This window comes from Rhizobium sp. BR 250, from assembly GCF_047445855.1.
In the GTDB taxonomy this organism is placed as follows: Bacteria; Pseudomonadota; Alphaproteobacteria; order Rhizobiales; family Rhizobiaceae; genus Agrobacterium; species Agrobacterium tumefaciens_I.
The window spans coordinates 284,896-311,267 of the sequence record NZ_JARWKW010000006.1; the positions used below are offsets into that span (position 1 = coordinate 284,896).

Sequence of the window (26,372 nt, forward strand, 5' to 3'; positions counted from 1 at the left end):
CCCGCTTATCCCGCACGGCGAACCCTGCGGGACGAACCGGAAGCACCGCTCGTATCCTCGAAGAGGGCCGCAAGCTGCTCGGTCATTGCGCCGGCCAGTTCGTCCGCATCCACGATGGTGACGGCGCGACGGTAATAACGCGTCACATCATGGCCGATACCGATCGCCAGCAGCTCGACGGGCGACCGCGTTTCGATCTGCTCGATGACGGCGCGCAGGTGCCGTTCCAGATAGTTGCCCGGATTGACCGACAGGGTCGAATCATCCACCGGCGCACCGTCTGAAATCATCATCATGATCTTGCGCTGCTCGGGGCGGCCGATCAGGCGGTTATGCGCCCACATCAGCGCCTCACCATCGATGTTTTCCTTCAGCAGGCCTTCGCGCATCATCAGACCGAGATTGCGCCTCGAACGCCGCCATGGCGCATCCGCCGACTTGTAGATGATGTGGCGTAGATCATTAAGGCGGCCCGGTGAAGCGGGCTTGCTGTTCGCCAGCCACTGCTCGCGCGACTGCCCGCCCTTCCACGCCTTGGTGGTGAAACCGAGAATCTCCACCTTCACGCCCGAGCGCTCCAGCGTGCGCGCCAGAATATCGGCGCAGGTGGCTGCAACGGTGATCGGACGGCCGCGCATCGAACCGGAATTATCGATGACAAGCGAAACCACGGTATCGCGGAACTTGGTGTCGCGCTCCTTCTTGAAGGAAAGCGGCTGCATGGGGTCGATGATGAGCCTGACGAGACGGGCCGGGTCGAGATAACCCTCTTCCAGATCAAAATCCCAGGAACGGTTCTGCTGCGCCATCAGGCGGCGCTGCAGACGGTTCGCCAGGCGCCCGACGGCACCCTGAAGATGGGCGAGCTGCTTGTCGAGGAAGGCGCGCAGACGGTCAAGCTCGGCCTCGTCGCAGAGTTCCTCGGCACGGATTTCCTCGTCGAATTCCTCGGTAAAGATACGGTAGTCGACCTTTTCGTTGAAATCATCGAAGGGGCTATTGGGGCGGCGGGTCTCGCCGGGCGTTTCGGAATCCTCGTCGAGATCGTCGGACATTTCCTCGTCCGACATCTCGGCGCCGTCCATCTCGCCTTCTTCCATTTCCTCCTGCGAGGCCTCGTTCTCATCAGCGGGCGTCGCGTCCGAGCCGGCTTCTTCCTCGACCTGCTCTTCTTCGGTCTCGTTGGTGCGCGGCTGGTCCTCGTTGGACTCCGCCTCCTGGCTCTCCGGCTCGTTATCCTCGTCGCCGAAATCCTCCGCCATCTGCATGGAGGTCAGCATCTTGCGCACCAGCCGCGAAAACGCCTTCTGGTCGGTGATGACGCTTGAGAGATCTTTAAGGTCGCCGGCGGCCTTGTCCTCGATGAAATCGCGCCACAGATCGACAACCTTGCCGGCGCTTTCCGGCGGCTTTTCGCCGGTCAGCTTCTCACGCACCAGAAGCGCCACGGCTTCCGCGAGCGGCGCATCATCCTTGTTGCTGATGCCGGCGAAATTCGCCTTGGCGTATTTCTCGGTGTTCATGGCATGGATGTTGGAGGCCATGCCCGGCATGCGCAGCGCGCCGATGGATTCCACACGCGCCTGTTCGACGGCATCGAAAATCAGCCGCGCCTCCGCACCTTGTGGCGACATTACCGCATGGGTATCGGCATCATGGCAGGCGAGACGCAGGGCCATGGAATCGCCGAGGCCACGCGTGATGGCGATTTCCTGTGCGGTGGGTTTCTTGGAGATTTCCGGCAGGCGCATGCGCTCGCCGGCAAGGCCCGGCCGCTCATTGGCGAAAACGACCTCGACTTCGGCATCGCCGGCAACCGATCGCACACATCCGGCAATCGCCTGACGCAACGGCTCCGTATCGATCGCCGTACCCGGTTTCGCTCTGGAATTGTCGCCGCGCCCTGCCATTGTCTTTCCTGTCATTCGTCGGCGCCTGCGGCACGCCCATCCTCAGGATGCGCGGCCGGCCGGCGTCTTCAAGTCATCGGTGATCTTCTCCGGACAAGCCGGGGAGATCAGGCGCTGAGAACGATGTTCGCGGCGCTTTCCTTCAGCTCGACGCCGAAGGCGCGCTGATATTGCTCGGCCACCAGCGTGCGCTCCAGTTCATCGCACTTGTTGAGGAAGGTCACGCGGAAGGCAAAAGCGAGATCGCCGAAGATTTCCGCATTTTCCGCCCAGGTGATGACGGTACGCGGGCTCATGACGGTGGAAAGATCGCCATTGATGAAGGCCGAACGGGTGAGATCGGCCACGCGCACCATCTTGGAAACGGTTTCACGGCCCTTCGGATTGTCAAAGCTCTTCACCTTGGCGGCGATGATGTTCACTTCCTGCTCATGCGGCAGATAGTTCAGCGTGGTGACGATGGACCAGCGGTCCATCTGCGCCTGGTTGATCTGCTGCGTACCGTGGTAAAGGCCGGTCGTATCGCCAAGACCGATGGTGTTCGCGGTCGCGAAAATGCGGAAGGCGGGGTGAGGACGGATGACGCGGCTCTGGTCGAGCAGGGTCAGGCGGCCGGAGGATTCCAGCACGCGCTGGATGACGAACATCACGTCCGGGCGGCCGGCATCATATTCATCGAAAACGAGCGCGACATTGTGCTGGTAAGCCCAGGGCAGGATGCCGTCCTTGAATTCGGTAACCTGCTTGCCGTCCTTCAGAACGATGGCATCCTTGCCGACGAGATCGATACGGCTGACATGGCTGTCGAGGTTGACGCGCACGCAGGGCCAGTTGAGGCGGGCCGCGACCTGCTCGATATGGGTGGATTTACCCGTGCCGTGGAAACCGGAAACCATGACGCGTCGGTTGTGAGCAAAACCGGCGAGGATCGCAAGCGTCGTATCGCGGTCGAAAAGATAGTCGGGATCGAGATCCGGCACATAGGCGTCGCCCTGCGTATAGGCGGGAACCCGCAGATCCGTATCAATGCCGAAAACCTCCCGCACGGACACCGTCGTGTCGGGCAGGTTGGAAATATCAAGGTCGATTTTGCTCATCACGTCTCCAAGGCGGGCGGCAGCCACCCGGCCACATCATCAATCAGGCGGTAAACACGTAAGTTGGCTTAGCAGAAACCTGACTGCTTTAACAATTGATATGCTTGAACAACAGCCCGAAAACGCTCTTCCGAACCACGATCGCCACCATTAGCATCAGGATGGTGCTTTTTGACAAGCTCCTTGTAGCGCCTTTTTATGTCTTCCTGCTTTGCGCTGGAAGAAAGACCGAGCGTATCGAAGGCTTTTGCCTCCAGCGTCTTCAGCTTGCGGTCCTGCTGCATGCGGGTACCGCCTGCCCTCGATCCACCCGCAAAACCGCCGGCAAAGCCGAAAGGATCGCGGATACGGGCATTGCCGCTCGCCGTGCCGGAGCGCAGCGTGGAATGCAGCGGGCTGTCGCGGGCCGTCTTGTTCACGCCCACCGTCCAGGTGGGGCGATGGCCGGTGATCGCTTCCTTCTGGTAACGGGCGATCTCGCTGTCGGAGAGGCCGGAAAAATAATTATAGCCCTTGTTGTATTCCTTCACGTGCTCAAAACAGAACAGGAAGAATTGCCCCTCGGCATTGCGGCCGACGGGTGCCCGGTGAATACCCGGTTTGTCGCATCCGTCCCACTGGCAGGTCGGGGCCTGAACCTCAGGTTCCCGCTCCCTTTTCCGGCGCGTGCGGATGCGATCGAAATATTTCGAATCCAGTTTCATGATGCCCTGATTATGGGGTGCGAAAAGCCGCACAACAAGAATTGACAAAGCGGAATGTTACAGGCTTTTAGGGAGCCCCCTTCAAAGACCGGCAAACAGAATTGGAGCCCTTCGAATGTCCCTGCGAGAGTGCATAGAAACCAAGCTCAGGGAGAGCTTTTCACCGGAGCGCCTGAGGGTTGTGGATGAAAGCCAGATGCATGCGGGCCACCAGCCGGATATCACCGGCACGGGCGAGACGCATATGCGTGTTCAAATAGTGTCTGAAAGCTTTTCCGGCAAGTCTCGCGTCGAGCGCCACCGGGCGATCAACGCGCTTTTGAAGCCGGAACTCGACGCGGGGCTGCATGCGCTCGCGATCGAGGCGGCGGCACCGGGGGAAACGGTGCAGTTCTAGTCACGCAGCATTACTTTCGTATTTTCGGGCTAAGAATCAAGTTCGCTGAAAGATTCTGCATTACAAAAGAAACTTAACTCGACGGATGACCCGAATGTCGGCAGCAGACGCCTCCTCGCTCCGCATCGCCATAATCGGCAATAGCGGCTCCGGCAAAAGCAGTCTCGCGTCAAAATTCGGTTCGGCGCTGAAATTGCCCGTTTACGATCTCGATCACCTGCACTGGCAGGCGGACGGGCGTAAACGGGACGAGGAGGAAGCCAGACTTCTGGCGACCGGCCACGCCAATACCAGCGACTGGATCATCGAAGGCGTCTATGGCTGGCTGGTTGAAACGGCGCTGCCTAAAGCAAACGCGCTGATATGGCTCGACCTGCCCTGGGCCGAATGTCATGACGGCCTGTTGCGGCGCGGCACACAGCACGGCGAGACCGAGAGCGATCAGGCGGCACTTCTGGCATGGGCAGGAGATTACTGGACGCGAACGACGTCATCCTCCTTTGCAGGGCATCTGCAGCTTTATGAAGCCTTCGGTAGCGGCAAGGTCCGCCTTAAAACCCGGGCCGAGGCTGCGGCGCTATCGCCTCAAGCGATAGAACGTCTGGCCAATGAGGCCGGGGCCTTCTGATCAGGGAGTGATTTCAGGTGGTTCACCCCGGATGCTTCTCCGTCAGGAAGGACTGTACTTCGGACGCCGCGACATCGTCGGCCACGAAGGACTGGCCGATGCCGTGGGTGAGGATGAAGGTGAGCTTGCCGCCCTTGACCTTCTTGTCCTGCGCGATTGCCGCCATCAGGGTTTCGACCGGCGGCAATTCGCCGGGAATGTCCTTCATCGTCGTCGGCAGGCCGACGGCCTTCAGATGCGCCTCGACGCGCGCGGCATCGTCAGGGCTTGCTAGGTTGAGGCGGGCGGAGAACTGGTGCGCCAGCACCATGCCGATGGCGACACCTTCGCCGTGCACCAGCCGCTTGCTGTCGTAATTGGTTGCCGCTTCCAGCGCGTGACCGAAGGTGTGGCCGAGGTTCAGAAGGGCGCGCACGCCGTTTTCCTTCTCGTCGGCCACCACCACATCGGCCTTGGCCTGGCAGCTCGTGGCAATCGCCTGGATGCGAGCCGGGCCACCGGTGCGGATGTCGTCCCAGTTCTTTTCCAGCCAGAAGAAGAAATCCGGCTTGTCGATCAGACCGTATTTCACCACTTCGGCATAACCGGCGCGGAATTCCCGCGGACTCAGCGTATCGAGTACCGCCGTATCCGCCAGCACCAGATCGGGCTGATGGAAAACACCGATGAGGTTCTTGCCGTGGCGAGTATTGATGCCGGTCTTGCCGCCGACGGAGGAATCGACCTGCGACAGAAGCGAGGTCGGGATCTGAACGAAGCGCACGCCCCGGCGAACGATACCTGCGGCAAAACCCGCGAGATCGCCGATCACACCGCCGCCGAGCGCGATGACCGCATCGTTGCGCTCCACCCTTGCGGCCAGAACCGCGTCGCAGACGGTAACGAGATGCTCGAAGCTCTTGGTCTTTTCGCCGGCCGGCAGGGTCAGCGAAACGGCCTCGATGCCGTCCGTCTGCAAACCGTCCATCAGGCCTTCGAGGTAAAGCGGCGCAACATGCTCGTCGGTGATGATCGCCGCGCGTCTGCCCTTCAGCCGCGCTGAAATCTCGCCGCCCGCCCTGCCGATCAGCCCCGGCCCGATCAGAATGTCATAGGCGCGCTCGCCGAGCGGCACATGGACGAGACGTTCATCGGCGTGGATTTCGGAAGGCGTCATGGTGGTCAGTCTTTCTGTTCGAGGCCGGCTATGGCCGTCAGCACTTCGGTCGCGATGATCTCCTTGCGGACATCCCGGGACATGATCGTCAGATCCGCTTCCGCATAGATCGGGTAACGTTTCTCCATCAGGGAGGCCAGCGTGGCCTTGGGGTTCTCGGTCTTCAGAAGCGGACGGTGATCGCGCTTGTTGACCCTTTCCCACAGAACCTCGAGATCGGCCTTCAGCCACAGCGAAATGCCGCCGCGCCGGATATGCCCGCGGGTATTGTCGTTGATGAAGGCGCCGCCACCGGTGGAAATGACCTTGGGGCCGCCACGCAGCAGGCGCTTGATGACCCGTGTTTCCAGCGCCCGGAATTCCTCCTCGCCATAGGTGGCGAAAAGCTCCGATATCGTCATGCGCGATACGCGCTCGATTTCGACATCCGTATCAATGAAAGGAACCTTGAGCTGCTGGGCAACCATGCGGCCGACCGCCGACTTTCCAGCCCCCATCAGCCCGACGAAGACGATGTTGCGCCGTCCGAGCTTTGCCCGTGCTTGCTCCCCGAGTGTGGCCGGGACGGATAAATTCGTTTCATTCATAAATTTGAAAGCCCGTTTGGCATGGATATCGGCAAATGTTTACGAAGCGTCAAGCCAAATTGCTGACTGAATTGCGGTGAATCACAATGATCGCCGCATGCGGCGCGGGGTGGAGCGGGCTTTTTGACCTTGTCGCCGCTTTCGCCGCACCGCATATAGATTTCGACCGCCACCTGCACGGAGCCGCCATGCCCACCCTCTTCCGCTTCACGATGATACTGGCGACCATCGCGGGGCTGATCTATGGCGGCATGGTGCTGCTTGTCATGGTCGTTCAGCCGCGCGACCGCGAGGTGACCGTGCGCATTCCCTCCGAGCGGCTGAACCCGCCCACCACGGAACCGGCAAGGCGCACCCCATGAGCGGACAACAAACGGCAGGGCGCGACGGCGCGCGGCTTGAAAGTTTTCTGGAGATGATGAGCGCCGAGCGCGGTGCCGCCGCCAATACGCTCTCTTCCTATGAGCGCGACCTTTCCGACCTGCGCGAATTTCTCTCCGGTCGCGGCCAATCCCTGACGGAAGCGCAGACACCGGACCTTTCCGCCTATCTGACCCATCTTTCCGCTCAGGGTTTTGCCGCAACCTCACAGGCGCGGCGCCTCTCCTCCATGCGGCAGTTCTATCGCTTTCTTTATTCGGAAGGGCTGCGCGGCGATGACCCGACCGGCATCATCGACGCACCCAGGAAGGGCCTCGCCCTGCCGAAAACGATGAGCGTGGCCGATGTGAACCGGCTTCTTGGGCTCGCGGCGCAGGAAGCGGCAACCGCAGGTCCCGGCCAGCTTGCCCGCATCCGCATGCATCTGCTGCTCGAACTGCTTTATGCCACCGGCATGCGTGTCAGCGAGCTGGTCTCGCTCCCCGTCAAGGTGCTGCGCCAGGAAGGCCGCTTCCTGATGATCCGCGGCAAGGGCAACAAGGACCGTATGGTGCTTCTTTCGCACGCCGCCATCGGGGCCATGGAAAAATACGAAGCCGCCCGAAAGGCGCTCGCACCGGAGAAAAGCAAGGCGGCCGCTTCTCAGAAAAAACCGGAGACACCGGAGAGCCCGTGGCTCTTTCCTTCGAGCGGCAAGGAAGGGCATCTGCCCCGCCAGGTCTTCGCCCGAGACCTCAAGGACATCGCCATTCGTGCGGGTCTAACCCCGTCCGCTGTATCGCCGCATGTGCTGCGCCACGCCTTCGCCAGCCACCTGCTGCAGAACGGTGCGGATTTGCGCGCGGTGCAGGAACTGCTCGGCCATTCCGACATTTCCACGACACAAATCTATACACATGTGCTGGAAGAACGCTTGCAAGAGCTGGTACAAACACATCACCCCCTTGCCAAACAGGGCAAAAACCTTGATTAGAGCGACCGGAACCGCCGGATAATCCGGTCAAACCTTGCGCAAAACGATCGGAAACGGATCTCATGCACAATTATCTCGACTTCGAAAAACCTATCTCGGACCTTGAGGGCAAGATCATCGAGCTGAAGAAGCTTGCCGATGAAGACGAGAGCATAGACACCTCGGAGGAGATCAACCGCCTGGAATCGCGCGTCAACGACGCGATGCAGGACATCTATTCCAAGCTGAACGCCTGGCAGAAAACGCAGGTCGCGCGCCATCCGCAGCGTCCGCATTTCGTCGATTACGCCAAGGCGCTGTTTACCGATTTCACGCCGCTGGCCGGTGACCGCAAATTTGCCGAAGACGCCGCCATTCAGGCAGGCCTCGGCCGCTTCAACGGTCAGCCCGTCGCCATCATCGGCCAGGAAAAGGGCAACGACACCAAAAGCCGCCTGAAGCATAATTTCGGCAGCCCGCGCCCGGAAGGTTACCGCAAGGCGATCCGTGTGCTGGAACTGGCCGACCGCTTCTCGTTGCCGGTCGTCACCCTCATCGATACCGCAGGCGCCTATCCCGGCGTCGGCGCGGAAGAGCGCGGACAGGCCGAGGCCATCGCCCGCTCGACGGAAATGTGCCTCAACGTGAAGGTGCCGATCGTTTCCGTCGTCATCGGCGAAGGCGGCTCGGGCGGCGCGATCGCGATCGCCACCGGCAACCGCGTCTACATGCTCGAACATGCGATCTATTCGGTGATCTCCCCGGAAGGTGCCGCCTCCATTCTCTGGCGCGATTCGACCCGCGCCAAGGAAGCCGCGACCAACATGAAGATCACCTCGGAAGATCTGAAGTCGCTCGGCGTCATCGATGGAATCATCCCCGAGCCGATCGGCGGCGCGCACCGCGCACCGGAAACCGTCATCAAAGCGACCGGCGATGTCATCGCCAAGGCGCTTGCCGATCTTTCCCAGCGTTCCGGCACGCAGCTGCGCGCTGAACGCCGCCAGAAATTCCTGGATATCGGCCGGAATCTCTAGAGCATTTCCGTCAAAAGTGCGTAGCGGTTTTACGCCCGGCAAATGCGTTCAAAGAAAAAGTCAGATCGTTTGGCGGTTCGAAGAACAGCTAAAACAATCTGACTCCGGCCTTAATTTCCGGCAAGATCGCCCCAACTCGGCCATAGTCCGGTCACATCAACAGATGTATCGGCGGCCGCGGGGGCGGATCCGATTTGAGTTAAGAAGATGTAAACGGTTAATACCGTATTTAAATTGCACACGGAACGGTATAGAACTGCCGCCGTTTCGTGCCATCGTCTTTCGGATCAGATCATGCGTTTGACACATTTTGCACTTCTTGCCTGCACCGCGCTCGTTCTTGCCGGCTGCAACGATACGCTCGAAACCGTCGAACGCGACGTTTCCCACGTTAAGAACAAGGTCGATTACCCGCTGTCTCCGGCTATTCTGGCCGAGATCGACAAGCGGGGCATGGACCGCACCTCACCGATCATGATCCGCATCTTCAAGGAAGAAGGCGCGCTGGAAATCTGGAAGGCCAGGCGCGACAACCGCTTCGAGAAGATTGCCGGCTACGAGATTTGCGCTTGGTCCGGTAAACTCGGCCCGAAGGTGAAGGAAGGCGACCGCCAGGCGCCGGAAGGTTTCTACAACCTGACGCCTGCGCACCTTAACCCGAATTCCAAATATTACCTCGCCATCAATACCGGTTTCCCGAACCGTTACGATGCCGCCAATGGCCGCAACGGCACTAATCTGATGATCCATGGCGCCTGCTCGTCCTCCGGCTGTTATTCGATGACGGATGCGCAGATTCTTGAAATCTACGGTTTTGCGCGCGACGCCTTCAAGGGCGGCCAGAAGACCGTGCAGCTGCAGGCCTTTCCCTTCCGCATGACGGCGGAAAACATGGCCCGCCATCGCCAGAGCGAACATCTCGAATTCTGGAAGATGCTGAAGGTCGGTTACGACAATTTCGAAGTGACGAAGCGTCCGCCGGAAGTGAATGTCTGCGAGAAGAAATATGTCTTCAACCAGCAGACGGAAGGCGGCAGCTTCAACGCCGCCGCCCAGTGCCCGCCGATGAGCACGCCGCCGGCACTCGTCAGCGCGCTTTCGAGCTACGAAAAGACCTATGATCTCGCCTATGAAAAGGCGATGAAGAAATATGACGGCATGGCCTGGTACGACCCGAGCGAGGCCGAGCGCAAGGCGCTGGTGGCCGAAAAGCGCAAGGGCCGCGAACCCGCATACGCCCCGACCGGCTCGGCGCTGAAGGCCGGCAAGCTGATGAAGGAAACGGAATATGCCGCGCTGATGGAGAAAAAGGCGCAGCAGGTGACCTCGTCCTCTCCGGCCACGACCGCAACCGCCTCGGCCCTGCGCGGCCCGCGTCCTTCGGCGACCCAACCCGCCGCCCCGCAATCGAACCCGGCGCCAGCGGCCCCGACCATGGTTGCCGCGGCTACCCCCGCAGCGGCTGGCCAGACCGGCACTGCCGCCCAGGGCGTACCGGTCCCGACCATGAACCCGCTCGCCTATTCCCCCGCCCCGGCACCGGAAGCACCGGAAAAGAAGCCTTTCTGGAAGTTCTGGGCCAAGGAATGAGCGACACGGCCGAGATTGTTTATGATTTGAGGGGGCTTAAATGCCCCCTTCCGGTTTTGAGAAGCCGCAAGAAACTCGCCACCCTCAAGGCCGGCGATATTCTGACCGTCGAGACGACCGACCCTCTGGCGGTGATCGATATTACCCATATGTGCAATGAGGACGGGCATCGGTTGGTCGAGGCCGTTGCGGTGGACAAGGGGCATCGGTTTCGGATCGTGAAGGGCGGGTAAACCGACATTTGACGGCACCAGCCGCGGTTACCCCCTCTGCCCTGCCGGGCATCTCCCTCTCAAGGGGGGGAGATCGGCAAGATGTGCCGTCGTCACTACATTCGCAACGGTGAAGTTGGGCGAAACCCAGCCGCGAGTCGATCTCCCCCCTTGCGGGGGAGATGTCCGGCAGGACAGAGAGGGGAACCACACCCGCCGACCTCGCCCATCACGGCACGACCTAAAACCGCAACCCCGAAACCGCCAGCGGATTATCCGTCATCGCCTGCCTGTCCGGCCGGTCAATGCCCGGCGTTCCCGTGAAGGCCGCAAACAGGTCCTTCACGAAGGCCTCCGGCAGATCCTTCGTGATCAGCACCATACGTGTGCGCTGGTCCGCCGGGTCCGGCCAGGCCGCGAGGCGTTCCGGCGTGTGGAAAATGTTCTGCACCCCATGCAGCACCAAAGGCCGGCCCGGATTGTCCGACAATTTGACGATGGCCTTCATGCGCAGCAGTTTTTCGCCATGGGCCGAACGCAGCAAATCCACAAACATATCGATCGCCATCGGCTCGATCGGCTTGTCATGAATGATCGAGAAGGAGCGGATCGACGCGTCATGCCGATTCACGTCATGATGATGATCGTGGTCGCCATGATGGTGGTGATGGCCGTGCGCGTGATCATGGTCATGGTCATGCTCATGGTCATCGTCATGATCAGTCTCTTCCCCCAGCCAGCGGCCGACATCGGCATTTTTGCTGGAGACATCGTAGAGGCCGTTGTCGAGAAGCCCGGCGGCACTCCAGTCGGTTTTGTCGCCATCCTCGATTGTCGCGCGCGGGTTCAGCGCCTCAAGGCGCACCGTCAGTGCGGCAATCGTGGCAGCATCGGCAAGCGCCTGCTTGGTCATCACCAGCCGGTCGGCCACCGCCGCCTGTTTCACCGCTTCCTCGTGATTGTCGAGCGTGGACAGGCCGTTGACGGCATCCACCACCGTGACCATGCCGTTCAGCACGAAATTCTGCGCGATGACGGGATTGCCCATGACCGACTGCATGACAGGGGCGGGATCGGCAAGACCCGTGGTCTCGATCACCACCCGCTTGACCGGCTTCAGCTTGCCGGTCTGGATACCGTCCATGAGTTCCGCCAGCGTATCCACCAGCTCACCCCGCACCGTGCAACACAGGCAACCTTCCGCCAGCTCGATGATGCCTTCGCCAGCGCTTTCGACCAGCATGTGATCGATGCTGACATCGCCGAATTCATTGATGATGATCGCGGCATCGCTCATCTCAGGGTCTTTGAGAAGCCGATTGAGCAGCGTCGATTTTCCGGCGCCGAGAAAGCCGGTGATGATGGAAACCGGAATGCGATCGCGAGACATGCCTTGCCTGTATGGTGATGGCTGCCCCGGCATGCCATTGCGTAAGACAAGAGCCGGAGCCGCACGGAACGAAAAGAAATCGCCCGGGGCAAAAGCCACGGGCGCCATCGTAATATCATAACATTAGCAAGCTGCGAATACATAAACCGCATCGCGGCGGCCGCGAGGCCCGTTGCGGGCGATCAGAATGTCGGACGCGGAATCGGGATCGGCACATTGGCCACCTCGCCCTTGCCGGCAGCGCCCTTGGCGGTATTCACCGCCACGGTCTCGCTGCCCGGAATGAGACCGGCGAAGGAATATTCCGGCGGCCGGGTCATTTCCTTGACATAGGGCGAATGGATGACCATACGACCCGTCTCATCGCGGCTTTCGCTGCGCACCTTGGCGGCCTTCGGGTTGCATATCTCGGCACTGACGTCGTTCACATCACCGGTCTCGCCATAGGGCGCGAGCGCGGCAAGCGAAACACCCTGACCGGAAGGCGCCGTCAGCCCCATCTGCAAGAGATCGGCGGACTGATCTGTTCGCCCGGCAAGGCTATCCGCGCCCAGCACCACAGTGATGACCGAGCGGCCATTGCGCACGGCGGACGAGACCTGGTTGAAGCCCGAGGCACAGATGAAGCCGGTCTTCATGCCGTCCGCACCATCGAAACGGCCGACCAGCATGTTGAAGTTGGCGTAGTTCTTCTTGCCGGTGCTGACACCTTCCAGCGAGAAATAGCCGGCATATTCCGGGAATTCCCGCTTGATAATCAGCGCCAGCAGCGCAAGGTCACGCGCCGTCGTATATTGCCCCTTGCCGGGCAGGCCGTTGGCATTGATGTAGTGGGTGGAGCTCATGCCCAGCCGCTGCGCCTGCGCATTCATCTGCGCCACGAAATTGTCGCTGGTGCCGCCGATGGTTTCGGCGATCGCCACGGCGATGTCATTGGCGGATTTGATCAGCAGCAGCTTCAGCGCGCTGTCCATCGTCAGCTTCTGGCCCGGCTTGAAATACATTTTAGAGGCCGGCTGGTCGGCGGCCTTCTTGCTCATCACCACTTCCGTCTGCGGGCTGATCTTGCCGGCCTTCATCTGCGAAAAGGCGATATAGGCGGTCATCAGCTTGGTCAGCGAAGCCGGATACCATTTGCGGAAGGCTTCCTGATGGGAAATCACCTTGCCGGTTTTGACATCCACCACCATTTTCGGATTGGCATTGGCCACGGGCACTGCTGCAACAAGGCTTGCGGTGACGATGGCAATGGTTGCGGAAAGCCGGCGGGCGGCGTTTGGCGATTTCACTGTGTTTGGCAAGGCTAGTCCTCGAATTCCCGTCTTCGGTCGGGGAATGGCAATATTCACCATATATGTCCTAGCAATGGCAAAGTACATTGATTACGTCAATTATGCGGCGCACTATCCACCACGGAGGATGGGCTTTTACCACATGCCGCACCGATGAACCCAGGAATGAACGAATGCCGATTTTGAACAGAGCCGCCGAACTTCAGCAGGAAGTCAGCGAATGGCGGCGTCACCTGCATGAAAACCCCGAGATTTTGTATGACGTCGACAACACCGCGGCCTTTGTCGCGGAGAAGCTGAAATCCTTTGGCGTTGACGAAATCGTGACCGGTCTCGGCCGCACCGGGGTAGTGGGCATCATCAGAGGCAATCTTCCGGGCAATCGTACCATCGGCTTCCGGGCGGATATGGACGCGCTTCCCATCCTCGAGGAAACCGGCAAACCCTGGGCCTCGAAAACGGCGGGTGCAATGCATGCCTGCGGCCATGACGGCCACACCGCAATGCTGCTCGGCGCCGCCAGATATCTCACCGAGACCCGCAATTTCATCGGCTCGATCGCCGTCATCTTCCAGCCCGCCGAAGAAGGTGGTGCTGGCGCACTCGCCATGGTCGAGGACGGCCTGATGGAGCGTTTCGGCATCGACGAGGTCTACGGCATGCACAATATGCCGGGCATTCCGCTCGGCGCCTTCGCCATCCGCAAGGGCGGCATCATGGCGGCACCGGACAAGTTCTCCATCACCGTCAAGGGCCGTGGCGGCCACGCGGCGCAACCGCACCGCACCATCGATCCCATCACCATCGGCGCTCAGATCGTCGGCAACCTGCAGATGATCGCCTCGCGCAATGCCGATCCGATCCGTTCCGTTGTGGTCTCCGTCACCCGTTTCCACGCCGGTTCCAGCCACAACATCATCCCCAACGAAGCTTTGATCGCCGGCACGGTGCGCAGCCTGGATGAAACGGTGCGCGATCTGGCGCAGGAGCGCATAAAGCAGATGGCGGAAGGCATAGCACTTGCCAATGGCGCGGAAGCGGAAGTCGTCTATGAGCGTTATTGCCCTGTCACTTTCAACCATTCGGCCGAAACCGACCACGCCATCCTCGTTGCCCGTGATGTGGCGGGTGAACCGAATGTCGATCCCGATGTAGACCCCTCCATGGCGGGCGAGGATTTCTCCTTCATGCTGAAGGAAAGACCGGGCTGCTTCATCTTCATCGGCAATGGCGATTCGGCCGGGCTCCACAATCCCGGCTACGATTTCAACGACGACGCCATCGCCTACGGCATTTCCTACTGGGTGAAGCTGGCCGAACAGCGTCTGGCGAACTGACCGCCCGCTTACGGAAAGAAAGCCGAGGAAGAGATCGACCGCGATGCAGAACGCGGTTGATCCGCAGGCATCGTCGGGTTAAAGAGCAATTCAGTGTCCACGTAGCTCAGCAGGATAGAGCACAGGATTCCTAAGGTAAATTGGGGGTTGCGCCCGGAAACGACGCAATCGATCTGCTCAAAGTCGGGGAAAGCTTCGCTGGTCTTCCAGCATGCCAATCCCGAGCCAAGCTCCGGAGAAATCCGGTGAAGGTGTAGAGACTGGATGGGCAGCACCTAAAGGCCGCAAGGTCCATGGTGAAGGGACAGTCCAGACCACGAACGTTCTGTCGTTAGCGGCAGGACGGCGGCTAAAGCCGAAGTGGTATGAATCCTGGGGTCGGAGGTTCGAATCCTCTCGTGGACGCCATTTCTCCTGAATTCTCCTCATAGTAGAGCTTAGGCACAAGGTGAAATTCACCTCACCTCTGAAAAATCTCGGAAAACCGAAGTAAAACAATAATATTTCCGGCTTTTATTTAGAATTCATCCATACAAGAAAAATACTACCCCCAGAAAACACCGAGATAACACAGTACAATTCTGTTATTTTCTTGATTTAATTAATAATATTTTACAGTTTTAGCATAAAAAATCGAATAAATATAATAATTTACGATTGTATTTCAATTTGTAAATTGAGTTTACCGCCGACTGAGGCGCGCGCCCTCAGGTGCAAACCCAATAAAACACGCCAAAGTTGACTAAGGATACAGAATCATCCTTACTACTGAGGATTTATTTTTTGGGGGGAATAAATGCAAAGATTGTTTTTAGCATTCATCGTCACCGGCATGCTTACCTCTTGCGAAAGTAGTAGCATTTTAGTTCGTCCTAATCCTTTTATTGGTCAGACAGCAGCGCAGCAGGCGTTGGACGGTTCCGCACACAATATTGCGCTCGTCAGCCCCAAAAAACTTCTTCCAGGCCATATTTACAAAGTAGCTGACAACGATTTCAAAGAAATTTGCGGAAAAGATATCGAGCAACAGAACAGGTTGAAAACACTCGCCCCAGTTAAGGTCGACGAGAAAACCGAGACTATTGCTGATCGTCCAAGAGATTTGGAAATCGAGGTATTGGGGCAATCCCTCGCGACCTACAATAGTATCAAAGTAAAAGGATATCAAACCTATGATGTCCGCGACGGAAATACGCCTGTCGATGCGTCCTATATCTTGTCCAATGTAAAACGAGGGAAAGATAGTTGTTTCGACGCCGTGTTGCCTCGCAACAAACCATATCTGGTTGTTGATCAGGTTGCCGTCGGCAGTGAGATCGAAACCTGGTATAAACGCGGCTTCGGCGCGAGTGTCGGTTTCGGTCCTTTTAGGGCTGGTTTCAAGCCGAAGGAAGAAAAAACTGGCACCCGCAGTGACCGAGTATTCGGAGCCACTGGCACTCTGGTGCGCTGAACAGAATCAGGCCGACGGCACGCGCCATCTTTTGTGCGTCGTAGAATTCACTCGACGAAAACCCGCACACTCGAGGCGCGGCCGTCGGCGTCGATTACCGTGAGCGTTGAAAACCCCTGCCCTTCGGGCCGCCATTCGCTGTTGCGGCGGTGGGAAGGGTCCGGCAGGGGCCTGCCATTGGCAAGCCAGCGGAAGGGCGCGCGGCCGCCCTGCAGTTTCAGCACCAACGGTGAAATGCCGGACTGGCTGGAGAGTTCTACCCGCGCGCCTTCCGGCGGATACACGATGCGGGGGGCGCTTTCGCGTCTTGAAGCAGAAAGCAGACCGCTTGCGGTTGTCGTGAAACGTCGCTGGTTGGCGGGAAGATCGCTTACGGCTACGCGCGCAATGCCGGAGGGTGCGGCGGGCATCGGCGTCACCGCCACGCCGGATTTTGCAAAGGCCTCGAAAAGGATTGGGGCCGCCGTCGCATAACCGGCAATGCCCGGCACCGCGCCATTATCGGCACGGCCGACCCAGACGCCGATGACGTGCCGCCCGTCATAACCCACCGACCACGCGTCGCGATACCCATAGCTGGTGCCGGTCTTGTAGGCGATGCCACGCTGTTTCACGCCAAGCGGCGGCAGCACGCCGGAGAGTATGTCGGTGACGTTCCAGATCGCGGCATCGGAAAACTGCCGGTCACCCTCCAGCCGTTCCGGTAACGAGCGGACACCATCGCCTAGCCGCACGGGGTCGCCGCTACCGGCAAGCCCGGCGTAAAGCTGCACCAGATCCACGAGAGAGATACCGGCACCGCCGAGCGCAATGGCAAGGCCGGGCGCTTCGTTGGCCGGAAGCACGAGTTTGACGCCCGCCCGCCGGAAACGCACCATCAGCGCCGAAGGGCTGACGGCATCAAGCAGCTTGACCGCCGGCACGTTGAGCGACAGTTGCAGCGCCTGCCGGATGCTGACATCGCCCTGATAATGCATATCGAAATTGCGCGGACGGTAACCGGAAAAATCGGCCGGCCGATCCTCGATGATGGTCTCCTGTCCGACAAGACCGTCTTCAAAGGCAAGGCCGTAAATGAACGGTTTGAGGGTGGAGCCCGGCGAACGAACGGCCCGGCTCATCTCCACGAAACCGCGCCTCGCCGTATCGAGATAATCCGCCGAACCTACTTCCGCCAGAATATCACCGGTCTGCGCATCAGCCATGAGGATGGCGACGGAGACCTTGTCGCCCAGTTTTTCCGCCGCGTGGCGGGCAACAGCCTCCAGTTCCCGCTGGATCGGCAATCTCAGCGTCGAATGCGCCTCTGCGGCATTTTGAAATTTGGCACGGGCGGCGACGGCCATGTGCGGCGCATAGGATGGCAGGTCCCGCCGGTTGACCGGCACGGCCGCCGATGCGGCCCGCTCCGCCTCTCCCTCGCCGACCACACGTTCGACGGCAAGCCGTTGCAACACCCGCTCGCGCGCCTGCCTTGCCGCCTCCGGGAAGCGATCCGGGCGGCGTTTTTCCGGCAATTGCGGCAGCGCCACCAGCAAGGCCGCCTCCGCGGTGTCGAGCCGGCCCGGCTCCTTGCCGAACCAGGCAAGGCTTGCGGCGCGAATGCCTTCCAGATTGCCACCATAGGGCGCGATATTCAGATAAAGATCGAGAATCTCCGCTTTACCGAGCCGTCTTTCAATTTGAATGGCCCGAACGGCCTGAAGAAGCTTCGCCGAAAAGGAGCGATCAGCACGCGGCTCGATCAACCGCGCCACCTGCATGGACAACGTCGAGGCGCCGGAGACGATCCGGCCGTTACTGGCCAATTGCCAGGCGGAGCGCAAAAGCGCCCAGGGATCGACACCATGGTGATCGTAAAAACGCTGGTCCTCATAAGCGACCAGCATGCGCAGGAACTGCGGATCGACCTCGGACGCCGTGGTCTTCAGCCGCCAGCGGCCATGCGGCGTCGCGAAGGCGCGCAACAATTTTCCATCACGGTCCAGCACCTCGAAGGAGCGCTGCCGCGCAGCCTCCAGCGGCGGCGGATATGCCTTGTCGAGCGCATCAAGACCGAAGGCCGCGCCGCCCAAAAGCAACGCGGCCGTTACGAAGCCGATGATGACAGCCTTTTTCCGCCTCATGGGGTTGCCGAGCGCACCTCCATGCGGCCGGTTGCCGTGCGGGCGGCAAATTGCGGCCGGTACATATCTTCAACCGAGGCTGCCGGGTGATCATAGGTGCCCGGGGTGACGGCGCGGACCACATAGGCGAGCGCAATCTCCGAACTGTCACCGGCCGAGCGATCGAAGGCCGCGACGAAACGGTCGTAGCGGAATTCGGTATGTGCGGCTTCCGTTTCCGGCAACCAGTCGAAATTCGACAATTCGGCCGAATTAACGAGGCTCGGATTGTCGATTTCGAAACCGGAGGGCAAGAGATCGGTCACCAGAATGCGCGACTGCCAGTTATTCTGCGGCACCACATTCAGCACCACCACATAACGCTCGTTCTGCGTGACCTCGCTCGGGTTCACCTCCTCGCCATCCATGGAATAATAGGTGCGGGTGATGGTGAAGCCCTCGCCGCCGGCGGCGAGCGGCTGTGCCGGCGGTGCCACCGTGGTGACGACCGCCGTGACCGGATCGGCAGAGGCATTGGCGATCTTCAAGGGAGCTGCCAGCAATTCATCGCCGCTCATCCGCTTGCCGAAGCCTCCCGTCTGCAAATCGCCGTTCACATCGAGGCGGATGTCCTTGTCCTCGCCCTTTACGGCGCGGGCGGCCAGCAGCATCCAGGCCTGTTCCTGCGTGCTGGTATAGGGTTTCTTTTCCCATTCCTTCGCCACGGCGCCGGCAAGCTGCGGCACGACGGCCGGCACCGGCCGGCTTTCCGCCGCAAGCGCCAGCGTCGCTGCGCCATCGCGCAGGGCAGAGCCATAATCCGAACGCGCGAAGCTCACATTGGTGGCACGGCTTGCCATATCCAGCGAAGCGCCGAAAACGCTCTTGGACCGGACCTGATCGCCATAAAGCGAAAGGGCGGCGGCAACATGCGCCTTGGCCAGCGGCGTCGGGAAATCTGCAAGCGCCGTATCCGCATAATAACGCAGATCGTTGATTGCAGCCTTGCGGTTGCGCGCCAGCACATAGAGCGAATAGGCGATCTCGTTGCCGCGGTCCTTGACGTTGCTATCATAGGAAAGGCCGTTCTGCAGGTTGTTCAGCGCCTGCACCATGGCCGCTTCGGGCACTTCGTAACTCTGCTCGCGGGCGCGGGTCAGGAAGTCGGTGATATAGGCATCGAGCCACAGATCGCCATAACCGGGCGACCAGAGGCCGAAGCTGCCCGAACTCGACTGGAAGGACAGCACGCGGTAGATCGCTTCCTGCACCCGCTTGCGGGTATCAGGGTCCTCAGCCATGCCACTGTCTTTCGTCAGTTCCGATACGTAAAGCAGCGGCAAAGCGCGGCTCGTCGTCTGCTCGGCGCAGCCGTAAGGATATTTATCCAGCATCATCACCAGCGCCGGAATATCGAAGGCCGGCGAACGCGTGACGTTGACCGCGACGGAGGAGCCGAGCAGCATGCTGTCGGCCAGAAGATCGCCATTGATCGTCAGGCTGCTATTGGGCGCAATCTTGATTTCGCGCCGCGTCGTGACCGGCAGAACGGCCGGGCGGACTGGAACATTCAGCACCTGCTCCAGCGAGACACCTGATGCGTTGGAGACCTTGATGGTGATCGCGCCATTGCCGGGTTGTTCACCCGTCAGGGGCACTGTCAGTGACGACTTACCGCCTTTTTGAAGCGCCAATGTCTGTGACATCTCGCCCTGATCGACCGTTAGCGCCGTGTTGCTTGTCACATCCAGCCGGTAATCGCCGGCCTCGCCATCCGTATTGGCGATATCGAGCCGCAATTGCGAGACATCACCCGGGGCGAGGAATTTCGGCGCGCTGGCGATGACCACGACGGGATCACGGATGATGGCATCGGAGACGGCATGACCGACACCCGTCTTCGTCCAGGCCACCGCCATGATACGGGCCGTGCCGTTGAACTGCGGAATATCGAAGCTGATTGTCGCCTTGCCGTCACCGTCGAGTTCGACCGGACCGGCAAAGAAGGCCACCAGCTTTTCGGTGGGCGGGCTGCCCTGAAGGGCCGCCCCTGCACCATCACCGCCGGTGCGCAACCGGCCGGTGGCACCAAGCGAACCATCGATCAGGCGACCATAGAGGTCGCGGATTTCAAGCCCCAGCCGGCGCTGGCCGAAATACCATTCATCCGGCTTCGGCGGCTCATAGCGGGTGAGGTTCAGGATACCGACATCCACCGCAGCAACGATGGCATAGGCCTTTTCGCCGACGCCGGCACCCGCAACGGTGATCGGAATTTCAAGCGGCTGGCGCGGCAGCGTCTTTTGCGGCGCACCGAGGGTGACGGCGAGCTTGCGCTCGGCCGGATCGACGGCAAGCCACTTGATGCCGATGGCGCGCATCGGCATGCGGCTTTCCTGCGCATCGCCAGGCCGGAACAGCGTCGCCGTCACATAAGCACCCGCTCCCCATTCCTCGGTGACCGGAATGTCGATCTCGCCGCCATCCTCACCGATCTCGGCATTCTGAACGGAAATCAGCTTCTCGGAACCGGAAGTGATCATCAACTCGCCGGCAAAACGCGAGGAAACCTTAAGTTTCGCCGTATCGCCAATCTTGTAGTTCTGTTTGTCCAGCGCGATTTCCAACGCATCGGGCGTTTCCGTCGAGCTTGCCTCGACGTAGAAACCGGCATCAAATTCGACGCTGGAAACCGGCGCGCCATTGCCGGCGCCCTCCACTTCCAGCCGGTAACGGCCCCAGGTGACGGGCACGGAAATCTCGCCGCCATTGGCATCGACGGACAGGGTGCCGGCTTCCTGCTGCTTGGTATATTCCACCGGCTCGTAACGCCAGGAATTGCCCTGACGGTACCACTGATAGTTCCGTTCGACCTTGATGAGCTTCCAGTTGAGGCCGCTCATCGCCTGCTTCGCCCCATCGGCGCTGACGCCGATGATATGGAAACGGCCAACGGAATTCTGGGCAAGATCGCCGGAAAATTGCGGCTTGATGCCGATGACCGGGGCATCCGCCTTGATAGGCAACGTCAGCGAGCGCTCCACGGCGCGGCCGCCGGCCTCTTGCATGCGGACGGTAATGTTGGCCGAAAGAAGCTGGGTGGTGGAAGGCAGATCGGTGAGATCAACATTGAAACTCGCCTTGCCCTCTTCGTCCAGAACCGGCAGCTCGGCAAGCGTGCTGCGGTTTTCCTCTTCGCTTTCCTCATCCGCCAGACCGAAGAAATAACCTTCGAAATCGGCACTCGTGCGCGTCGGCTTGATGGCCACCTCGCCTTCCAGCGTCAGACCGGCAGCGGGGGCGCCATAGAGATAACGGCCATCGACGTCGATTGCCGTTTCCGCGCCCGGATCGATCTGTTTTGCCTTGCTCGAAAGGTCGAATTCCGCGCGATCAGGCACAAAATCGTCGACAAGGAAGCTCTTTTCGCTGATGGCAGCCGTCTTCGGATCGGTATGAATGCGGAGCGTCCAGGTGCCACGCATGGCATTTGCCTGCAACGGCAGATCGACTGCATGGCCGCCCAGCGCCTTGCCATCGCTGACAAAACGCCGGTCCTCGACGCCATCCGGGCGCGAGAAGATGAAGGTGAGCGGCAGATCCTCGATTGCCTTGCCATCGACATCACGGGCAAGCGCTGCCGCGTGCACGGTCTCGCCGGCGCGGTAGATGCCGCGCTCGGTCCAGCTGAACACGTCGATGGCACCGGGGGCTGCCCGTCCCATCACGCCACGGTCTGAGAGGTCGAAGCCGGCGCGGGTCATGTCGAGGAAGACATAGTCCTTGTCGCCATTGCGCGCGGTCAATATTGCCGGCGCCTGTGCGGCCGTGCCGCGCATCAGGCCTGCGGAGAATACCGCACGGCCATCGGCATCCGTCTTTGCCGTGCCCAGCACCTCGTTATTCTTGGCAAGCAGCTGCAGATCCACATCTGCGAGCGGCTTGGCACTGCCAAGGGCGCGGACGAAGACATTCAGGCCATCGGTGCCGGCATAGGTGGTGATGCCGGTGTCAGAGACCAGGAACCATTGCGTGGCGCGGGAATCCCATGTTTCCGGTGCTACGCCCGGCGGCACGGCGGTCAGCACATAGATGCCGGGTTTGCGCTCCGGCAGGGCCTCATCCACCGGGAAGCTCGTCACCACATCCTTGTTGAGATCAGGCTTGATCTCGATCGAGCCCTGCCAGACGAGTTCACCGATCTCGTTTTCGATACGGTCGGCATTGTAACCGTCCATCTGCGTCAGGAACTGCGAATTTGTGAGCAGCGAGGTAATGTTGCGGTCGCCGACGCGATAGAGCTTCAGGTCGGCCTTGTCGGCATTGACCGAGACGATCGGGATGCCGCGGCGCGCGGTGCCCGGCAGCACGAAATTCTCACCCGTGAAGCGTACGGTCGCGGCGCGGTCACGCACGTAAATATCGAGATCGACCTGCTTTTCCAGCGGCTCTTCCACCGAAGACGGCAGGCCGGCGCGCAGCGCAATCTTGTAACGCTGGCCATGGGTCAGGCCTTCGACGCAAATCTCGCTGCCCTTCGCCTCAATGGCTTTGGGGGCTGCCCCATCCAGCGTGATGAAGGAGGAATAATCGACGCCATTCTTCACCAGCGGTTCGGAAAACTGCACGCAGGCGCGTGGGCTGACGCTGTCCGTATCCACGGTATTGTTGATGACGCGGAAACCCTGGCGGGTGCGCAGGTCGGCATAGGCGGCCTTGATGCGTGCATTGTTGGAAAGCGCGAGGCTCTCCTTATAGGCGTTCAGTGCCGCGCGATAATTCTGGGTTTTTTCGAAGGCCTGCGCCAGCCGGTTCAGGGCTTCGGTGCGGGCGCTGACCGTACGGCTCAGCTGATAGGCATTGATGGCGGCGGAAGCGGCCTGACCCGCGATGGAGTAATTGTCGGTGACCTGCGCCGCCTTTTCCGCGAACTCCGCCCAGAGCGCGCCATCATCCGGCGTGATTGCAAGGGCCGCCTTGTAGGTCGCCACCGCATCGGGAATATTGCCAGATGCCGCCTGCTGCCGCGCCGTCTCCACCAGCGCTTCCACACCCTGCCCTGTCTCGCCATCATTTGTCGCAAGGCCGGATTTCAGCCGGCGCGCTTCCTGCTGCAGGCTGTCAGTGACGAAAGACAGGCGCTGAGGCGCGCCGATATCGGCTTCCGCCGCCACTTCCACGATCTTGCCGGCAACAGCGCCGGGGAAGGCGTTCAGCTGATTGAAATCGGATTTGAGGAAGCACCATTTCACCTTGGGATTGTAGGTGAAGGCCTTGCAGGCAGCGTCGCCCACACAAATCTCGCCGCATTGCTCCAGCGAGACATTCTGCTCCGTTCTAAGATCGAAGCCGAAATAATCGCCGTTCTGGGTGGTTACCACCTTTCGAGACGATTCTGCTGCCGTGGCTGGAAGAAAAAAGAGGGCGGTAGAGACCGCAACCAACGAGATCCGGACAAGAGCGCGCAACGACATCGGTATTCTCCCCGCAACAGACATGTCGGGCGGGACTCTGGTCAAATCCACGCATGGTTGTCAACGCATCTTCGTCAATTTGCGACGTGACAATCGGTGGAGGCCTGAAGACGGGGAGACTAGTCTTCTATTTTGCGCGCTTCGGAAATCAGCATGATCGGCACGCCGTCACGGATCGGATAGGCGAGCCTCGCGCTTTCGGAGATGAGCTCGTTGTGGGCGCGATCATAAGAAAGGCGACCCTTCGTCAAAGGGCAGACCAAAAGCTCCAGCAGCTTCGGATCGACATTGCTCATCCTGTCGTCCATGGCGTCGATCCTATTGCAGCACGGTGCCGCCCTCGCCCGAACCCTGGGCAAGAACGATCTCGGTGATGGCGATCAATGTTTCAGCCCGCGTCTTCAGATCAGGCGCTTCCAGCAACGCCTGTTTTTCGGCCGGCCCGAAAGGAGACATCATGGAAAGTGAATTGACGAGAACGCGATTGCCGGCCCTCTCCACGCTTTCCCAATCCGCTTCCAGCTGATTGGCATCCAGGAACGAGCGGAATACGCGCAGCAGGTTTTCACGGTCCACCGCCTCCTCGTCATATTCACCGGAAAGATCGGCGATGAAGGGCGCATGCCGGAAGCTGCGATAGGGCTCGCCCGCCTCGACCTCTTCCAGCAGGCGGAAGCGGCAGACACCGGTGAGTGAGATGATGTAACGGCCATCCCCCGTTTCGGAAAAGGAGGTGATGCGGCCAAGACATCCGACCGCGCTGAGCGGACCGCCCTCAAGCCCCGCCTCGATGACATGAAGCGCCGGCTGCACCATGCCGATGAGCCGGTGGCTCGCCAGTGCCGTGTCGATCATGGCGAGATATCGCGGTTCGAAAATATTGAGCGGAAGATGGCCTTCCGGCAGAAGCAGCGCGCCCGGCAACGGAAAGACCGGTACGGTTTCCGGCAGGTCGTCATTCTTCACATATCTTGCATTTCCGATATGCATGGGATCAAGCCCCCTGTTCACTGCTGCCCGACCGGCGGCTCAGCCGCCACGGACGGGATATGCCCGCATTACGAAAACAGTATCGCCGAAAGCTTCCTGCGGCCGGCAACCGTCGCCGGATCCTTGAAGCCCCAGGCCTCGAAAAATTCCAGAAGCTGGCGGCGCGCACCGTCATCGTCAAAGGTCCGGTCCTTGCGCATGACGTAAAGCAGATGGTCCGCCGCTTCGTCACGCCGTCCCTGCGCATTCAGCACCTTGGCAAGCTTCACCCGCGCCTCGTGGCGGTCGGGATCAAGCGCCAGATCACGTTCAAGCGCCACGGGATCGCCGATCTTGCGGGCTTCCTCATATTGCGCGATCTTTTTCGAAACGAGCTGAATGCCCGCATCGTCATTGAGTTCCGCTGGAAGAGAGGAGAGCAATTCACCCGCCCGCTCATATTGGCCGGCGGCGATCATGCATTCGGCGATACCGGCAATCGCTGCGGGGTTTTCCGGATCGGCCTGCATGACGGCGCCGAAAAGCTGTGCCGCACCATTAAAATCGCCATCCGCCAGAAGCTGCTTCGCCTCGGCCAGAACGGCTTCGATCTCGGCCTTGGGGTCACCCGCGTCGGGTCCGGCAATCTTGTCGATGAACTGCTTGATCTGGCTTTCCGGGACCGCGCCCATGAAGCCATCCACCGGCCGGCCATCCGCAAAGGCAACGATGGCGGGAATGGACTGGATGCCGAGCTGGCCGGGAATGGACGGATGATCGTCGATATTCAGCTTCACAAGCTTCACGCGGCCATTCGCCTCGTTGATGACCTTTTCGAGCACGGGCGTCAGCTGCTTGCAGGGGCCGCACCAGGGCGCCCAGAAATCCACCAGAACCGGCTGGCGACGCGATTCTTCAAGAACGTCCCTGGTAAAACCCGCGGTCGTCGTGTCCTTGATGTGGCCGGAGGCCGCACCGTTCAGCTCGCCATTGTGATGAACGCTTGCGGTCATCTGCCCGCCATAGGAACCGCCGTAAGGATTATTCGTGCCGCTCATGCCGGTCTCCTGAACTCTCTGTCTGTGTTGATTGAAGCAAAGATCGTATTTCACTCGCTGACTTTCAAGACGAGCGGCGCATGTCCGGTCGCCTCCAGAAAGCGAATGAGATCGCTCGACGCGATCGTCGTCGTCTGATCGTTGGAAAGCGGATGGCCGTTGACCAGCTCGTTTTCCAGGAGATCGCTGTCGAGCACGAAGGTGACCTGCCTGTCCGTATCGTTGATGGCGCCGAAGACCGTGACCGAGCCCGGCACGACGCCCAGATATTCGAGCATCTTTTCCGGCCTGCCGAAGGAGACGCGACTTGCCGCGCCGATGGTCTTGTGGACGCTTTTCAGATCCACGACGGCATTTTCCTCAACAGTCAGGACGAAATACTGATCCTTCTTGTCCTTCACGAAGAGGTTCTTTGTATGACCGCCGGGAATGAGATCGCGCAGCGACTGGGATTCCGCGACGGTAAACACCGGCTCGTGCTCTTTCGTGGTGTGAGAAATGCCGAGCCCGTCGAGAAACTCGAAGAGTTCCGTTGCCGTCTTGGGAGAATTTTCTGCCATATCCTGCCGCCTGCCTCTGTCGATTCCATTGTCGTTCCTTACCTGATTAAGGGGGTGACCGGCACTTGGCAACGCTGGAAAAA

The 26,372-nt window shown here is 60.2% G+C and carries 22 protein-coding genes; 9 read left to right on the plus strand and 13 right to left on the minus strand.

Annotation, left to right across the window (positions count from 1 at the left end; all coding sequences use genetic code 11):
• Positions 1-5 precede the first annotated feature (5 nt).
• The 3 genes from cobT to QD336_RS12405 all read right to left on the minus strand — a co-directional run bounded on the left by cobT (position 6) and on the right by QD336_RS12405 (position 3,711).
• On the minus strand, positions 6-1,910 hold the full coding sequence (cobT, locus tag QD336_RS12395; protein WP_269346785.1) for a cobaltochelatase subunit CobT: 1,905 nt from the start codon (positions 1,908-1,910) through the stop codon (positions 6-8).
• A gap of 107 nt (positions 1,911-2,017) precedes the next feature.
• Positions 2,018-3,007 carry a cobaltochelatase subunit CobS gene (cobS, locus tag QD336_RS12400; protein WP_269346729.1) on the minus strand — a complete coding sequence of 330 codons (990 nt, stop codon included), beginning with the start codon at positions 3,005-3,007 and terminating at the stop codon, positions 2,018-2,020.
• Between the two features lie 68 nt (positions 3,008-3,075).
• Entirely contained in the window at positions 3,076-3,711 is a 636-nt protein-coding gene (locus QD336_RS12405; protein WP_269346727.1) for a J domain-containing protein, read from the minus strand.
• Positions 3,712-3,826: 115 nt separating this feature from the next.
• On the opposite strand from QD336_RS12405, the gene QD336_RS12410 reads away from it, so the two are divergent.
• Positions 3,827-4,108, plus strand: a complete 282-nt coding sequence (locus QD336_RS12410) for a BolA family protein (protein WP_499170915.1) — start codon at positions 3,827-3,829, stop codon at positions 4,106-4,108.
• Positions 4,109-4,202: 94 nt separating this feature from the next.
• Positions 4,203-4,736: a P-loop NTPase family protein gene (locus QD336_RS12415; protein WP_499170917.1), complete on the plus strand. Its 534-nt coding sequence runs from the start codon at positions 4,203-4,205 to the stop codon at positions 4,734-4,736.
• A gap of 22 nt (positions 4,737-4,758) precedes the next feature.
• On the opposite strand, the gene aroB is transcribed toward QD336_RS12415, so the two are convergent.
• Together aroB and QD336_RS12425 are read right to left on the minus strand one after the other, a co-directional pair.
• Positions 4,759-5,892 (minus strand): 3-dehydroquinate synthase, encoded by a 1,134-nt coding sequence (aroB, locus tag QD336_RS12420; protein ID WP_269346723.1) that lies wholly within the window; start codon positions 5,890-5,892, stop codon positions 4,759-4,761.
• A gap of 5 nt (positions 5,893-5,897) precedes the next feature.
• Positions 5,898-6,479 (minus strand): shikimate kinase, encoded by a 582-nt coding sequence (locus QD336_RS12425; protein ID WP_269346722.1) that lies wholly within the window; start codon positions 6,477-6,479, stop codon positions 5,898-5,900.
• Positions 6,480-6,667: 188 nt separating this feature from the next.
• Here QD336_RS12425 and QD336_RS12430 point away from each other — a divergent pair, with 188 nt between their 5' ends.
• From QD336_RS12430 to QD336_RS12450, 5 genes are all read left to right on the plus strand, one after another.
• Complete coding sequence (locus QD336_RS12430) at positions 6,668-6,841, plus strand: histidine kinase (protein ID WP_173988904.1); 174 nt, start codon at positions 6,668-6,670, stop codon at positions 6,839-6,841.
• On the plus strand, positions 6,838-7,833 hold the full coding sequence (locus QD336_RS12435; protein WP_499170918.1) for a site-specific tyrosine recombinase XerD: 996 nt from the start codon (positions 6,838-6,840) through the stop codon (positions 7,831-7,833). Before QD336_RS12430 ends, QD336_RS12435 begins: the two co-directional genes overlap by 4 nt.
• Before the next feature lie 62 nt (positions 7,834-7,895).
• Positions 7,896-8,849 (plus strand): acetyl-CoA carboxylase carboxyltransferase subunit alpha, encoded by a 954-nt coding sequence (locus QD336_RS12440; protein ID WP_269346719.1) that lies wholly within the window; start codon positions 7,896-7,898, stop codon positions 8,847-8,849.
• A gap of 294 nt (positions 8,850-9,143) precedes the next feature.
• Complete coding sequence (locus QD336_RS12445) at positions 9,144-10,439, plus strand: L,D-transpeptidase family protein (RefSeq protein ID WP_499170920.1); 1,296 nt, start codon at positions 9,144-9,146, stop codon at positions 10,437-10,439.
• Positions 10,436-10,672 (plus strand): sulfurtransferase TusA family protein, encoded by a 237-nt coding sequence (locus QD336_RS12450; RefSeq protein WP_499170922.1) that lies wholly within the window; start codon positions 10,436-10,438, stop codon positions 10,670-10,672. Before QD336_RS12445 ends, QD336_RS12450 begins: the two co-directional genes overlap by 4 nt.
• A 220-nt stretch (positions 10,673-10,892) precedes the next feature.
• On the opposite strand, the gene QD336_RS12455 is transcribed toward QD336_RS12450, so the two are convergent.
• Complete coding sequence (locus tag QD336_RS12455) at positions 10,893-12,041, minus strand: CobW family GTP-binding protein (RefSeq protein WP_499170923.1); 1,149 nt, start codon at positions 12,039-12,041, stop codon at positions 10,893-10,895.
• A gap of 182 nt (positions 12,042-12,223) precedes the next feature.
• Complete coding sequence (locus QD336_RS12460; protein WP_499170925.1) at positions 12,224-13,342, minus strand: D-alanyl-D-alanine carboxypeptidase family protein; 1,119 nt, start codon at positions 13,340-13,342, stop codon at positions 12,224-12,226.
• A gap of 164 nt (positions 13,343-13,506) precedes the next feature.
• On the opposite strand from QD336_RS12460, the gene QD336_RS12465 reads away from it, so the two are divergent.
• Together QD336_RS12465 and QD336_RS12470 are read left to right on the plus strand one after the other, a co-directional pair.
• Positions 13,507-14,670: a M20 aminoacylase family protein gene (locus QD336_RS12465; RefSeq protein ID WP_499170926.1), complete on the plus strand. Its 1,164-nt coding sequence runs from the start codon at positions 13,507-13,509 to the stop codon at positions 14,668-14,670.
• A 796-nt stretch (positions 14,671-15,466) separates the two neighbouring features.
• Positions 15,467-16,123, plus strand: a complete 657-nt coding sequence (locus QD336_RS12470) for a hypothetical protein (RefSeq protein WP_269346710.1) — start codon at positions 15,467-15,469, stop codon at positions 16,121-16,123.
• 47 nt (positions 16,124-16,170) lie between these two features.
• On the opposite strand, the gene pbpC is transcribed toward QD336_RS12470, so the two are convergent.
• The 6 genes from pbpC to QD336_RS12500 all read right to left on the minus strand — a co-directional run bounded on the left by pbpC (position 16,171) and on the right by QD336_RS12500 (position 26,289).
• Complete coding sequence (gene pbpC / locus QD336_RS12475) at positions 16,171-18,249, minus strand: penicillin-binding protein 1C (protein ID WP_499170927.1); 2,079 nt, start codon at positions 18,247-18,249, stop codon at positions 16,171-16,173.
• Positions 18,246-23,702 (minus strand): alpha-2-macroglobulin family protein, encoded by a 5,457-nt coding sequence (locus tag QD336_RS12480; protein WP_499170929.1) that lies wholly within the window; start codon positions 23,700-23,702, stop codon positions 18,246-18,248. The genes pbpC and QD336_RS12480 overlap by 4 nt, the downstream gene beginning before the upstream one ends.
• Positions 23,703-23,821: 119 nt before the next feature.
• Positions 23,822-24,010 (minus strand): Trm112 family protein, encoded by a 189-nt coding sequence (locus QD336_RS12485; RefSeq protein ID WP_035222506.1) that lies wholly within the window; start codon positions 24,008-24,010, stop codon positions 23,822-23,824.
• 10 nt (positions 24,011-24,020) lie between these two features.
• Positions 24,021-24,692 carry an LON peptidase substrate-binding domain-containing protein gene (locus QD336_RS12490; RefSeq protein WP_499170931.1) on the minus strand — a complete coding sequence of 224 codons (672 nt, stop codon included), beginning with the start codon at positions 24,690-24,692 and terminating at the stop codon, positions 24,021-24,023.
• Between the two features lie 68 nt (positions 24,693-24,760).
• Entirely contained in the window at positions 24,761-25,729 is a 969-nt protein-coding gene (trxA, locus tag QD336_RS12495; protein WP_269346702.1) for a thioredoxin, read from the minus strand.
• 50 nt (positions 25,730-25,779) lie between these two features.
• Positions 25,780-26,289, minus strand: coding sequence for a prolyl-tRNA synthetase associated domain-containing protein (locus tag QD336_RS12500; protein ID WP_269346700.1), 510 nt, complete (start codon positions 26,287-26,289; stop codon positions 25,780-25,782).
• Between the last annotated feature and the right edge of the window lie 83 nt (positions 26,290-26,372).

Excerpts from the sequence above, each read along its gene's own strand:
- cobT (WP_269346785.1), bottom strand. The coding sequence starts at position 1,910 with ATGGCAGGGCGCGGCGACAATTCCAGAGCGAAACCGGGTACGGCGATC.
- cobS (WP_269346729.1), bottom strand. The coding sequence starts at position 3,007 with ATGAGCAAAATCGACCTTGATATTTCCAACCTGCCCGACACGACGGTG.
- QD336_RS12405 (WP_269346727.1), bottom strand. The coding sequence starts at position 3,711 with ATGAAACTGGATTCGAAATATTTCGATCGCATCCGCACGCGCCGGAAA.
- QD336_RS12410 (WP_499170915.1), top strand. The coding sequence starts at position 3,827 with ATGTCCCTGCGAGAGTGCATAGAAACCAAGCTCAGGGAGAGCTTTTCA.
- QD336_RS12415 (WP_499170917.1), top strand. The coding sequence starts at position 4,203 with ATGTCGGCAGCAGACGCCTCCTCGCTCCGCATCGCCATAATCGGCAAT.
- aroB (WP_269346723.1), bottom strand. The coding sequence starts at position 5,892 with ATGACGCCTTCCGAAATCCACGCCGATGAACGTCTCGTCCATGTGCCG.
- QD336_RS12425 (WP_269346722.1), bottom strand. The coding sequence starts at position 6,479 with ATGAATGAAACGAATTTATCCGTCCCGGCCACACTCGGGGAGCAAGCA.
- QD336_RS12430 (WP_173988904.1), top strand. The coding sequence starts at position 6,668 with ATGCCCACCCTCTTCCGCTTCACGATGATACTGGCGACCATCGCGGGG.
- QD336_RS12435 (WP_499170918.1), top strand. The coding sequence starts at position 6,838 with ATGAGCGGACAACAAACGGCAGGGCGCGACGGCGCGCGGCTTGAAAGT.
- QD336_RS12440 (WP_269346719.1), top strand. The coding sequence starts at position 7,896 with ATGCACAATTATCTCGACTTCGAAAAACCTATCTCGGACCTTGAGGGC.
- QD336_RS12445 (WP_499170920.1), top strand. The coding sequence starts at position 9,144 with ATGCGTTTGACACATTTTGCACTTCTTGCCTGCACCGCGCTCGTTCTT.
- QD336_RS12450 (WP_499170922.1), top strand. The coding sequence starts at position 10,436 with ATGAGCGACACGGCCGAGATTGTTTATGATTTGAGGGGGCTTAAATGC.
- QD336_RS12455 (WP_499170923.1), bottom strand. The coding sequence starts at position 12,041 with ATGTCTCGCGATCGCATTCCGGTTTCCATCATCACCGGCTTTCTCGGC.
- QD336_RS12465 (WP_499170926.1), top strand. The coding sequence starts at position 13,507 with ATGCCGATTTTGAACAGAGCCGCCGAACTTCAGCAGGAAGTCAGCGAA.
- QD336_RS12470 (WP_269346710.1), top strand. The coding sequence starts at position 15,467 with ATGCAAAGATTGTTTTTAGCATTCATCGTCACCGGCATGCTTACCTCT.
- pbpC (WP_499170927.1), bottom strand. The coding sequence starts at position 18,249 with ATGAGGCGGAAAAAGGCTGTCATCATCGGCTTCGTAACGGCCGCGTTG.
- QD336_RS12480 (WP_499170929.1), bottom strand. The coding sequence starts at position 23,702 with ATGTCGTTGCGCGCTCTTGTCCGGATCTCGTTGGTTGCGGTCTCTACC.
- QD336_RS12485 (WP_035222506.1), bottom strand. The coding sequence starts at position 24,010 with ATGGACGACAGGATGAGCAATGTCGATCCGAAGCTGCTGGAGCTTTTG.
- QD336_RS12490 (WP_499170931.1), bottom strand. The coding sequence starts at position 24,692 with ATGCATATCGGAAATGCAAGATATGTGAAGAATGACGACCTGCCGGAA.
- trxA (WP_269346702.1), bottom strand. The coding sequence starts at position 25,729 with ATGAGCGGCACGAATAATCCTTACGGCGGTTCCTATGGCGGGCAGATG.
- QD336_RS12500 (WP_269346700.1), bottom strand. The coding sequence starts at position 26,289 with ATGGCAGAAAATTCTCCCAAGACGGCAACGGAACTCTTCGAGTTTCTC.